The organism is Bifidobacterium tibiigranuli (assembly GCF_009371885.1).
Lineage (GTDB): Bacteria > Actinomycetota > Actinomycetes > Actinomycetales > Bifidobacteriaceae > Bifidobacterium > Bifidobacterium tibiigranuli.
The window spans coordinates 205385-218142 of record NZ_QLZA01000002.1 but is presented as its reverse complement, the minus strand read 5'-3'; the positions used below and the strand labels follow the sequence as shown (position 1 = coordinate 218142).

The 12758-nt window shown below is 61.2% G+C and carries 7 protein-coding genes and 1 pseudogene; 7 read left to right on the top strand and 1 reads right to left on the bottom strand.

Annotated features, from left to right (window positions below; genetic code table 11):
* Positions 1–354 precede the first annotated feature (354 nt).
* The 7 genes and pseudogenes from dnaN (at position 355) to DDF78_RS02435 (ending at position 10977) form a co-directional block, all read left to right on the top strand.
* Positions 355–1479 carry a DNA polymerase III subunit beta gene (gene dnaN, locus DDF78_RS02465; RefSeq protein ID WP_152580060.1) on the top strand — a complete coding sequence of 375 codons (1125 nt, stop codon included), beginning with the start codon at positions 355–357 and terminating at the stop codon, positions 1477–1479.
* Between the two features lie 34 nt (positions 1480–1513).
* Positions 1514–2929: a DNA replication/repair protein RecF gene (recF, locus tag DDF78_RS02460; RefSeq protein ID WP_152580059.1), complete on the top strand. Its 1416-nt coding sequence runs from the start codon at positions 1514–1516 to the stop codon at positions 2927–2929.
* Positions 2926–3414, top strand: coding sequence for a DciA family protein (locus tag DDF78_RS02455; RefSeq protein WP_152580058.1), 489 nt, complete (start codon positions 2926–2928; stop codon positions 3412–3414). The genes recF and DDF78_RS02455 overlap by 4 nt, the downstream gene beginning before the upstream one ends.
* A 348-nt stretch (positions 3415–3762) precedes the next feature.
* Positions 3763–5772 (top strand): annotated as a pseudogene (gyrB, locus tag DDF78_RS02450) (DNA topoisomerase (ATP-hydrolyzing) subunit B); the annotation flags it as partial.
* Positions 5773–6149: 377 nt separating this feature from the next.
* Positions 6150–8867, top strand: a complete 2718-nt coding sequence (gene gyrA / locus DDF78_RS02445; RefSeq protein WP_152580266.1) for a DNA gyrase subunit A — start codon at positions 6150–6152, stop codon at positions 8865–8867.
* Between the two features lie 204 nt (positions 8868–9071).
* Positions 9072–9713, top strand: a complete 642-nt coding sequence (locus DDF78_RS02440; RefSeq protein ID WP_237564522.1) for a DUF3566 domain-containing protein — start codon at positions 9072–9074, stop codon at positions 9711–9713.
* Between the two features lie 142 nt (positions 9714–9855).
* Entirely contained in the window at positions 9856–10977 is a 1122-nt protein-coding gene (locus DDF78_RS02435) for a VanZ family protein (protein WP_152580057.1), read from the top strand.
* Here DDF78_RS02435 and gdhA read toward each other — a convergent pair.
* On the bottom strand, positions 10972–12318 hold the full coding sequence (gdhA, locus tag DDF78_RS02430; protein WP_152580056.1) for an NADP-specific glutamate dehydrogenase: 1347 nt from the start codon (positions 12316–12318) through the stop codon (positions 10972–10974). The two genes, DDF78_RS02435 and gdhA, sit on opposite strands and share 6 nt — an antisense overlap.
* Between the last annotated feature and the right edge of the window lie 440 nt (positions 12319–12758).

The following is a 12758-nucleotide window of genomic DNA, read 5'->3' as shown; positions in this document are numbered from 1 at the left end:
CGAGTAAGTCGTGGACGACACCCTATTTTGCTGTGGATAACTCGTGGATGACCGCTCTGCGATTGTGGATAACCCAAATACAACGAGTTACCTGTGGATAACTCGGGCACTTATCCACAATAAACTCATAAGTTATCCACACCGGCGTAAAGGCTCGAAAAACATGCCGCAGTTGAGCTCAACGCACTTATCCACTCTATCCACCGTGCTTATTATGACGACTACTTCCCTCTCTTACGTTCATCGCCATCGTGATAACGCCTGCCGTCTCGCAAACGACAACCGCCGTATCGAAACCCGCTAGAATAGCCACAGACCTGTTATGAATCCATCGCTTGATGAAACGAGGAGCGTATGAAAGTAGAAATTGATTCCGCCGCACTGGCGGACGCCGTAGCCTGGACGACTCGCATCATCGATGCTCGCCCAGCCCAACCCATTCTCAGCGGCGTACGTCTCGAAGCCGTTGAAGGAACTTTGCAGTTCTCAGCATTCAACTATGAGATCTCCGCACGCCACCATATCGAGGCTGGCATCGAGGAACCCGGCAGTGCGCTCGTCGTCGGCAAACTGCTCGCCGACATCACCAAATCACTTCCAGCGGAAAAGACGCAGTTGGAGACCTCGGATTCTTCGCTGACCATCACCTCCGGCAAGTCCACCTTCACGCTGCAGCTCATGCCGCTGAGCGAATACCCGGACCTGCCTTCGGTGCCCCCGACGCTGGGCCAGGTGGACGCGCCAACCTTCGTGCAGGCCGTTGCGCAGGCCACCGTCGCCGTTTCGCGCGAGGAGAACCGCCCGGTGCTTACCGGCGTGCGCATTCAGTTCGATGGCGACAAGGTCGTTATGACGTCAACCGATCGTTTCCGCCTCTCGCGTTCCAGCTTCTCCTGGACCCCGCAGAGCGTCGATATGCAGACCGTCACGCTGGTGCGTGGTTCGCTGCTGCGCGATGTCTCCCGCGCTTTGGATGAGCACCAGAACGTCGTTATCGATTTTGATGCCGAAAGCCCGTCGCTGCTTGGCTTCGAGAACGCCGGTCGTGTCTCGACCTCGCAGCTTATCGACGGCGAATTCCCGGCCATCGACCGACTGTTCGCCGATGAGTACCCCACGCAGGCCGTCATCGACAAGCAGGCGCTGATCGGTGCCATAAAGCGTGTGGCGCTGGTAGCCGAGCGCAACGCGCCAATTCGCATGGAGTTCAACGGCCAAGAGCTGCTGCTGAGCGCTGGTTCCGCCGACGAATCGCAGGCCCGCGAGATTCTCGATGTCGATCTTGATGGCGAAGAGATCACCGTGGCCTTCAACCCGGCCTACCTGATTGAGGGGCTGAGCGCGATAACCGAGCCCTTCGTGCGCATGAAAATGACAACAGCGGTCAGGCCGGTTGAGTTCAACGGCCAGCAGGAGGCGGATTCCGACGAATCGATGGATTACCGCTACCTCCTGGTCCCCATGCGCTACAACAACTGAAACTCTGTAGCGCTTTAGCAGCAGAAAGAACGCCGTGTACATCAGTCGCCTTGCTTTGGACCATTTCCGGTCGTGGGAGCATTGCGTTGTCGATTTCGCCCCGGGCGTCAACATCCTGCACGGCGCGAATGGCTTGGGCAAGACGAATATCGTCGAGGCCATCGAAGTGCTGTCGACCGGGTCGAGCCATCGGACGTCAAGTGCGTTGCCGTTGGTCGAGCGCGGATTCACGTCGGCGACGATCAGGGCCAATGTCGGCGAATCAGCCGTCATCGAGGCGCGAACCGAGGCGGATGCTGACGATGAAGCCGCCAGGGCAGATGGCAAGGCGAATGACCATCTCCATACGACGACCTACGAGGCGACCATCGCCGTCCGTGGAGCAAATCGAGCCAGAATCAACGGCGGTTCGTCGTTGTATATGCGCGATATCGTCGGCCGGATTCCCAGCGTCTCCTTCACTCCGGAGGATCAGCGGCTGGTCACCAGCGATCCGGCCATGCGACGGCGCTTCTTGGATCAGTCTGGGGCATTGCTTATTCCGGGCTATATGAATCGGCTGCAGACCTGCACCCGCATCGCCAAGCAGCGTGCGGCGCTGCTCAAGCAGCTCGAACGCGCCGAAGGCGACACGAATGCCGCGCTGAGCGGGCTGGAAATCTGGACCGGGCAATTCATCGAGGCAGGCATTGCGCTCACTGCCGATCGCAACAGCATTATTAATTCGCTGAGCGAGCCCTTTGCTGCTATCTATGCCAGGCTCGCGGGTGACAGGCTTGCCGGCGACAAAGCTGCTGACGACGATGAATCTGCTGTAGTCAAAGCTGCTATTGACAACGAACACCAGACTGCACATAAAGCCCGGCTTGCCTATGAACCGTCCTTCGCCGAGGTGCTTGACGACTCCAATGGAGACGCCCCTGCTGCAATCAGCAGGCATTTCCAACGCATCTACCCGGGCGAGGTTGCTCGGGGGCTTAATCTCATCGGCCCGCATCGCGACGATATGGCTTTGGAACTTGAGGGCATGCCCGCGCGCGAATTCGCGTCGAACGGCGAGATGTGGACGATGGCGCTGGCGCTCAAAATGGCGCTGTTCGAGGTCGTCGTGCGCACGAGCGGCGTGACGCCTATCGTGATTCTCGACGATGTCTTCGCGCAGCTCGACGAGACGAGGCGTGGGCAGATTCTCGACTTCGCCGCCGCGCAGCAGCAGGTGTTCATCACCGTCGCCGCACGCAGCGATATCCCGGACTTTAATGGCTCTGGCGATTCTGGTAGGGGCTTGGGCGGGGGCCTAGGCAGTGCCGGTCTGAATGGGGATGGGGCTTTCAACGGCACTGCACACGCCAATATCATCGACGTGGCGCAGCTCAAGGCAGCATCGCATGACGGCAACGACCAGCTCATCGCGCAGCTGCAGGCCATGCGCGGCGGAGGCGAGGCATGAAGCCGCCAGTCGTGGTGACCCTGCATCTTGATCAGCGCAAACTGCCCGCTGAGATCTTCGACCGCTTCGCCGCCAGAGCCGGGGTGTTCCGCGACAGAAGACAGCGCGAGGAAGACGCCTGGGAGAGTTTCGGCAAGCCCGGTCGCGACCCGGACAAGCTCGGCGGCGTGCTCAGCGCTTTGGCCGATCGCGGCGGCTGGGTGCCGAATCTCAAAATCGCACAGTTGCGCAATCACTGGGACCAGGTGGTAGGCCAAGGGGTTGCGCAGCATTCGCAGGTCGTTGGCTTCGCTGAGGGCATCTTGACGATACGCGCGGAATCGACGGTCTGGGCCACGCAGCTGACCTATCTCATGCCGCAGCTGAGCGCGACTATTCGTATGCGGCTCAAGGGTTTGGACATCAGCGAAATCCGGGTCACCGGGCCGCATGCGCAGTCGTTTGGCAGGGGCCGTATGGGCGGCGGCAGGCGCTATTCGCGCTAGCGTAGCCATACGCTGCAAAGTCCCTAGAGACAAGTAGAATCACATGCAGTATGTGTAAACGCCTAGAAGGCCCCATTATTTGCGTTCTAGAGCGTATCGCCCGCGTCTGAGCCTCTCACGCAAGCGAAAATGCAGGAAGGAACCGTTGTGGCAGACAATACCACCGAGCAGGGTGATATCGACGATAACGACATCGAACGCAGTGATATCAAAGACAGTGACAGCGCGCGCATTGATGGTGTGGTGAACGACAATGTGGTGAACGACAATACGTCAGGTGACGGTGTGCTAGGCGATGCTGATGCAGCAGCCGATGCGGCTGGCGAAGGCGGCACGCTTGACGATCACGGGCAGCTTGACGACTCGCTCTCCCCCGCGCATTACGACGCGAGCGACTTGCGCGTGCTCGAAGGCCTGGAGGCCGTGCGCATCCGGCCGGGCATGTACATCGGCTCGACCGGCCCGCGCGGCCTGCACCATTTGGTTTATGAGATCGTCGACAACTCCGTTGACGAGGCTCTGGCCGGGTACGCCTCGCATATCGAGGTGACGATTCTGCCGGATAACGGCGTGCGCGTCGCCGACGACGGCCGTGGCATTCCGGTTGATGAGGTGCCTGGCGAGGGCGTCTCCGGCGTGGAGACCGTGCTGACCAAGCTGCACGCGGGCGGCAAATTCGGCGGCGGCGGCTACGCGGTCTCCGGCGGCCTGCACGGCGTGGGCATCTCCGTGGTCAACGCGCTGTCTACCCGCATCAACGTCGAAGTGCGCCAGCAGGGCTTCCACTGGCGTCAGGACTTCGCGGACCAGCACGCCATCGCGCCGCTGGCCAAAGGCGAGCCGATGACCGAGGACGAAAGCACCGGCACCACAGTCACCTTCTGGGCCGATTCGGATATTTTCGAAACGACGGTCTATGACTTCGAAACGCTGCGTTCGCGCTTCCAGCAGATGGCGTTCCTCAACAAAGGCCTGAAAATCTCGCTGACCGACCTGCGTCATGCGGATTCCGATGAAATCACCGGCGATGGCGACAACGCCCTCGAAGAGCTGCACCAGACCATCACGTACCAGTACATGAACGGCATCAAGGACTACGTCGATTATCTGGTCAAGTCGCGCAAGGCCACGCCTATCGAAGAGGACGTGATCGATTTGGAGGCCGAGGATCTGAAGCTCGGCATTTCGGCGGAGATCGCGCTGCAGTGGACCACGGCGTATTCCGAAGCCGTGCACACCTTCGCCAACACCATCTCCACAACCGAGGGCGGCACGCACGAGGAGGGCTTCCGCGCGGCGCTTACTTCGCTGGTGAACCGCTATGCGCGTGACAAGGGTCTGCTCAAGGAAAAGGATGAGAACCTCTCCGGCGACGATGTGCGCGAAGGCCTGACCGCCGTCGTCTCCGTCAAGCTCACGAATCCGCAGTTCGAGGGCCAGACGAAGACCAAGCTGGGCAATTCCGAGGCCAAGACCTTCGTGCAGCGCGTCATGACCGAGCGGCTCGGCGACTGGTTCGACGCCCATCCAGGCGAAGCCAGGAACATCATCCAGAAGTCGCTGGAGGCCTCCCGTGCCCGTCTCGCCGCCAAGAAGGCGCGTGAGAACACCCGGCGCAAGTCCATCTTCGAGACCGCCGGCATGCCCGACAAGCTCAAGGACTGCCAGTCGAGCAACCCCGAGGAATGCGAGCTGTTCATCGTCGAGGGCGATTCGGCAGGCGGCTCCGCAATTCAGGGCCGCAACCCGATTACGCAGGCGATTCTGCCCTTGCGCGGCAAGATCCTCAACACCGAGCGTGCGACCTTCGATCGCATGCTCAAGTCGGAGACCATCGAATCGCTGATCACGGCGGTCGGCGGCGGCTACGGCGAGGAATTCGACCTGAGCAAAGTGCGCTACCACAAGGTCATCATCATGGCTGACGCCGATGTGGACGGCGCGCATATCGCGACGCTGAACCTGACGCTCTTCTTCCGCTACATGCGCCCGATGATTACGGCCGGTTATGTGTACGTCGCCATGCCGCCGCTCTACCGGCTCAAGTGGACCAAGGGCGCACACGACTTCGTCTATACCGACAAGGAGCGCGACCGCGTGCTTGAGGAGGGCAAGGCCTCTGGCCGTCAGCTGCCCAAGGGCGAGGGCATCCAGCGTTACAAGGGTCTGGGCGAGATGAGCTACCAAGAGCTGTGGGAGACCACCATGGATCCCGAGCACCGGGTCTTGAAGCAGATTCTCATCGAGGACGCGGCGCAGGCCGACGAGACCTTCTCGATGCTGATGGGCGACGAGGTCGAACCGAGGCGGCTGTTCATTCAGCGCAACGCAAGGGACGCGAGGTTCATCGATGCGTAGCAGCGATGAACCTCGCGTAGACAGCGGGAGAAGTCTGGCGTGCTGTGCACGGCGGACCCGCTGTCCCGAGCGGCTCTTAAGAGCCGCGAGGCATATAAATAAATGGTCGCCTAAGCGTCGATAAAGCGTGCGTAGGCGGTGGAAAAAGGCAGGCGCGCAGTGCGCGGCTGACCCACCGCCTCTTGCAGTTCTTACGAGCTGCAAGGTACGACGCATCATAACCACATCAAGGCATTGCAGTGGTCGCTGGAAATACATGCAGATACCCAACTCGGCATTGCACCACCGCAGCAATCACCACACATATACACGTTAAACAGCATTGAAGTTAAACAAAGGGAAATATCGTGGCAGACGAAACCGATAACACGGATGGCATGAACGGGCAGGCGAGTCCCGACGGCTCGATGGAGCCGCTCAGCCCGCAGGAGAGCGACGACACCGATTACGGTCTGCTGCAGGGTGAACGCATCAAGCACACAGACGTGCAGCAGGAAATGCGCGATTCCTATTTGGCCTATGCGCTGTCCGTCATCGTCGAACGCGCGCTGCCCGACGTGCGCGATGGCATGAAGCCGGTGCACCGGCGCGTGATCTACGCGATGTATGACGGTGGCTATCGTCCCGATCGCGGCTACAACAAATGCTCGCGCGTCGTCGGCGACGTGATGGGCAAGTACCATCCGCACGGCGATTCGGCGATCTACGACACCCTCGTGCGCATGGCCCAGTCGTGGTCGATGCGCTACATGCTGGTCGACGGGCAGGGCAACTTTGGCTCTCCGGGCGATGACGGCGCTGCCGCCATGCGTTACACCGAATGCCGCATGGCCCCGCTCGCCATGGAAATGGTGCGCGACATCGACAAAGACACCGTCGATTTCGTGCCGAACTACGATGGCAAGACGCAAGAGCCGACCGTGCTGCCGGCCCGCTTCCCGAACCTGCTGGTCAACGGCTCATCCGGCATTGCCGTGGGTATGGCCACCAACATCCCGCCGCATAACATGCATGAGGTCGCTGCAGGCGTGCACTGGGCGCTTGACCACCCCGACGCCAGCCGCGAGGAGCTGCTCGAAGCGCTTATCCAGCGCATCAAAGGCCCTGATTTCCCTACTGGCGCCACGATTCTGGGCCATAAGGGCATCGAGCAGGCCTATCGCACCGGCCGTGGGCTCATCACCATGCGCGCCGTCGTCAACACCGAGGAGATCAAGGGCCGCATGTGCCTGGTCGTCACGGAGTTGCCCTACCAGGTCAACCCCGATCGACTCGTCGTCTCCATCCGTGAAGCGGTGCGCGATGGCAAGATCCAGGGCATCGCCGATATGCGTGACGAGACCTCGGGCCGCACCGGCCAGCGGCTCGTGCTCGTGCTCAAGCGCGATGCTGTGCCCAAGGTCGTGCTCAACAATCTGTACAAGCACTCCCAGCTGCAGCAGACCTTCGGCGCGAATATGCTCGCGCTGGTCGACGGCGTGCCGCGTACGCTGAGCCTCGACGCCTTCATCCGCCATTGGGTGAACCACCAGATGGACGTCATCGAACGCCGGACGAGGTATCTCAAGCGCGAGGCCGAGGAACGCGACCATATCCTGCAGGGCTATCTCAAGGCCCTCGACATGATCGAAGAGGTCATTGCGCTTATCCGCGCCTCGCGCGATGTGGACACCGCACGCACCGGGCTGATGGAGCTGCTTGATGTCGATCAGGTGCAGGCCGACGCCATTCTGGCCATGCAGCTGCGTCGTCTAGCAGCGCTGGAACGCCAGAAGATTCTCGACGAGCATGAGGATCTCATGCGCAAGATCGCCGATTACGACGATATTCTCGCGCATCCGGATCGTCAGCGCCGGATCGTCGGCGACGAGCTGGACGACATCGTGGAGCGCTACGGCGACGAGCGCCGCACGAAGATCCTGCCGTACTCCGGCGAGATGAACGTCGAGGACCTGATTGCCGAGGAGAACGTGGTCGTCACGGTCACGCATTCCGGCTTCGTCAAGCGCACCAAGGCCGACGAGTACCGCGCCCAGCATCGCGGCGGCAAGGGCATCAAGGGCGCCAAGCTGCGCGAGGATGATGTGGTCGATCACTTCTTCCTCACCTCGACGCATAACTGGCTGCTGTTCTTCACCAACCGTGGCCGCGTCTACCGCATCAAGGCCTACGAGCTGCCCGAAGGCTCGCGCGACTCGAAGGGCCAGCATGTGGCGAATCTGTTGCAGCTCGGCCCCGACGAGAGCATCCAGACCGTGCTCTCCATCTCGAACTACGATGTCGCCAAGTACTTGGTGCTTGCCACCCGTTCGGGCAAGGTCAAGAAGACTGCGCTCTCCGAGTACGATTCCCCGCGTCAGGGCGGCCTGATTGCCGTGCGCCTGATGGCCGACGAGACGACTGGCGAACCTGTCGATGAGCTGGTCGGCGCCGCGCTGTGCAACGCCGAAGACGATATCATTCTGGTCTCCAGGCTCGGCATGAGCCTCAAGTTCCGCGCCGACGACCAGCAGCTGCGTCCGATGGGCCGGCAGACCGCCGGCGTGCAGGGCATGCGCTTCCGCGAGGGCGACGAGCTGCTCGCCATGGATGTGGTGTCGGACGCCAGCGAGCAGGATCTGCTCGTGGTCACGAACGAAGGCTTCGCCAAGCGCACCGCGATCAGCGAATACCGCCTGCAGGGCCGCAACGGCTACGGCGTCAAGGCGCTGAATCTGGCCGAAGGGCGTGGCTCGCTTGTCGGCGCGCTGATCGTTTCGGACACCGATCAGGTCATGGCCATCATGAAGTCCGGCAAGGTCATTCGTTCGGATGTCAATGAGGTGAATCGCACCGGGCGCAACACCCAGGGCGTGACGCTCGCCAAGCCTGACAAGGGCGACGAGATTCTGTCCATCGCACGCAATGAGGAGCAGGACGAGGACGAGGCGGTTGATGCCCAGGCTGAGGATCCAACTGCTGTTGCGGAGGGTTCGGCGGCCGTTGCTGCTGCATCTCAGACCGGTGACCATGATGGTTCGGATGCTGCTCCGGTGACGCCGGAGGCTTCGGATTCGGCGGATTCCCAAGGCTCGGCGGATTCGCAGGACGCCTGAGACCCGCGATAGCAACGCAACACAAACAACGGTGGCGAGAAACTGTGCAGACTGCGTAGGATGAGCGGTAATCGTCCCAGAACGCTGGTAGCCTCAGCCTAGGATTACGGTTGAGGCCATCAGTGACAAGGAGAAACGATGAGCGAGAATCTTGAAGGCAACGAGCCGGATGTCATCAAGCCGGCAGGCACTCTCCCGCCGCTGATTCAGCCCCACGCCGAGGAATCGGGCGAGTCCGGCGATCAGCATGAGGCGGCTGCGCAGTCGCCGGCAGATTCATCTCACGCCGGGCATGAGCACGCGCCCCGCGTGGCCCGCTCCGCCTCCAACCAGCCGGCGTATGCACCGGCAGAGTCCGGCTCTGCTGCTGCGTCATCGTCTTATGTGTCGTCGCCCGCTGCTGTATCTCCCAAGGCGGCTGCATCATCCAGCGCGTCGCCGTCCGCAAAGAAACCTGCCGCTGGTGCTGGCCGTCGTCCGCCGCGCGCCCGGCGCATGAGCCTGTCGCTGACCCACGTCGATGCGTGGTCCGTGGCCAAGGTCACCTTCCTGCTGAGCGTAGCCGGCGCTATTATCCAGATCGTCGCGGCGGCGCTGGTCTGGCTGCTGCTCAATGTGGTAGGTGTATTCGATCAGGTGACGCAGATTGTGTCGTCGACCGGTCTGGATGCTGGCGGCTTCAATCTTGGCGACGTGTTCTCGCTGGGCACGGTGCTGAGCGTCGTCACGATTTTCTCGATTATCGGCGTGGTGCTGTTCACATTGCTCGCCACGATTATCGCTTGGCTGTACAACGTGGTCAGCGCCTTGGTCGGCGGCGTCCACATGACGCTTGGCGACGACTGAGCCTTACTGACTGGCCGTTTAACTCACGGATAATAGCAACTGAGCGTCGCTGCGGGCTTACCTGCAGCGACGCCGCCATCCTGGTCTGTCGAATTGGCTTGTCGAAGACAATACATTTAGTATCCAGGACAGAAAAGAGAGCATGTTCGCCTATCTGGGATATTTCAGCACATCGTTCATTATTGCGGTTATCGCATGGCCTTTCGTTTCGGCGGCGCTGACGCTGCCGATTCTCGCCGGCATGTATCACCGCCATCATCGCCTGCGTTTCGGCGCGGTGCTGGCGGCCTATCTCGTCGTGCTGTATCTGCTTGGGCTGGCGGCGTTCACGCTGTACCCGATGCCGGATAATCCCGAAAGCTATTGCGCGGTGCATCATGTTGTCCCGCAGCTCAACCCGCTGCGCTTCATTGCTGATATCCGCACCGACGGACTATACGGCTTGCTGCAGCTGGTGATGAACGTCGTGCTGTTTGTGCCGCTCGGCTTTGCGCTGGCCCGTTGGGCGCGCTGGAAGGCCTGGGCCGTGGTCGCGGCAGGTTTCCTCGTGTCATTGGTCATCGAGCTCTCGCAGCTGACCGGCTTCTGGCACCTGTATCCCTGCGCCTATCGGCAATTCGACGTCAACGACCTGATGACGAATACGCTCGGCGCAGTCCTCGGCCTGATTGTGGCGCGGCTGTTCAGTCGCGTCGCGCCGCTTGAGCAGATCGACCGGGGCACAATCAACACGTCACCTAAACTGCTGCACCGTGCGGTGACCTTGGCCATTGACATGTTCCTCATCGCCGTGGCGTATTTCTCGCTCGGTGCCGGCGCGGTCCTCCTGTTGCATGCGGCTGCCGCACCGCTGCCCAACGGCGATTACCGACTGCTCGGGCTGACCTTCGGCGTCGAAGTATTCACTGTCATCACGCGGGTTATCGCAGGCCTCGCGTTCCTCGTGTTCGAGCTGTGGATTCCCGCCACGCATCGCGGTCAGACGCTCGGAGGCGTGTTCACCCACATGACGGTAGAGACGCGCAGGCGCAGCGGCAACGCCAGAATTGCCTTCTACGCCCTGCGCAGCGTGGTGCTCTACGCGCTTATCCAACCCGGATTCAGCAGCTCGTTCAGCGAGGCGAACCGCGTCTCCTTCGCCGTAGCGTTCGTGCTTATCGTGTTCTGGCTCGTCAAGCGCCAGATGCCCTACGACCTGATTCCCGGCGAGGCTGGATCCGAACCTGAGCTCAAATCCGAGTCTGAACCGGAGCAGCGCCTATAGCATGCCTTGGGCGACCATCGCGTCGGCGACTTTGACGAATCCGGCGATGTTCGCGCCGATCATCAGGTCGTGCTCGTGTCCGTAGCGTTCTGCGGAGGCCAATGAGCTGGCGACGATGGATTCCATGATGGACTTCAGCCGTGCGTCGGTTTCCTCGAAGCTCCAACTCAAACGGTAGGAGTTCTGGCTCATTTCCAGTCCGGAGACCGCCACGCCACCGGCATTCGCCGCCTTGCCCGGGCCGTAGAGCACCTTCGACTGCTTGAAGACCTCAATCGCGCCGGGCGTGCAGGGCATGTTCGCGCCCTCGCACACGACTGTGCAGCCGTTGGCGACCAGGGTGCGGGCCGCGTCTTCGTCAAGCTCGTTCTGGGTTGCGCACGGCAGTGCGATATCGCACGGGACATTCCATACTCCAACGAAGCCTTCATGGTATTCAGCGCCCGGCACGCGATCGGCATACTCCTTGATGCGCCCGCGATGGTCGAGCTTGATGTCCTTGAGCACGTCGAGCTGGATGCCGTTCGGGTCGTGGATGTAGCCGCTGGAATCCGATGCCGTGACCACGGTGGCACCGAGGCTCTGCGCCTTGTCGATGGCGAAAATCGCCACGTTGCCTGAGCCGGAGACCGCAACCGTCTTGCCGGAGAAACCGTCGCCGCGCAGCACGCGCATGGCCTCGGCGGTGTAATAGCATAGTCCGTATCCGGTGGCTTCGGTGCGTGCCAGCGAGCCGCCGAATTCCAAGCCCTTGCCGGTGAGCACGCCGGAATACTCGTCGCGGATGCGCTTGTACTGGCCGAAAAGGTAGCCGATCTCGCGTGCTCCCACGTTGATGTCGCCTGCAGGCACATCGGTGAACTGGCCGATATGGCGCTGCAATTCGGTCATGAAGGCCTGGCAGAAGCGCATGACTTCGGCATCGGAGCGGCCTTTGGGATCGAAGTCGGAGCCGCCTTTGCCGCCGCCCATCGGCAGGCTGGTCAGCGAGTTCTTGATGACCTGCTCGAAGCCGAGGAACTTCACGACGGATTCGGTCACGGTCGGGTGGAAGCGCAGGCCGCCCTTGTACGGGCCGATGGCGGAATTGAACTGCACGCGGTAGCCGCGATTGACCTGGCACCTGCCGGCATCATCGGTCCACGCCACGCGGAACTTCACGAGTCGCTCCGGTTCCACAAGGCGTTCGAGGACGCCGTTGGCCTCGTATTCGGGATGGTCGGCGAGAGCCGGTTCGATGCTTTCGAGCACTTCGTACACTGCTTGCAGGAATTCCGGCTGATCGCCGTCGCGCCGCGTGACCTGATCGTAGACGCGCTTGGCATATTCGTTGGTGAGCATGATTCTCCATTGCTATGTTCAAATACAACGCGCTCATTGTATGGTCGCGCGTTCGCGTTGTCACGAAAATGTTCAGCATGCGATTGAACAATTCTGATGTGGGGTGGGGGCGAACGCCTTAGAAGCGTCGCCAGCGTACGTTTTCATGCATGCTCGTGACATCCGTATCGGAAAACGTACAGTGACTGAGCGGTATCGTACGTTTTCCGATACGGCTTTCGTTATGGTGCATAGAAACGTACGCTGAGACTGGGGGCAGCTGGGGGCAGCTGGGGACGGTCAGGCGCGGACGGGTGGTTGAGGGTCGAGAGGCAAGGCAGCGTGTGCATCGCACGATGGTAGCGGCCATGAGGGTATTTCACGCCGGCGCAACAGGGGGTAGTATCGCCAGTATGGCAACATCCCGCCGGATGCGCCGCGCTGTATGGCATATGCCTTAT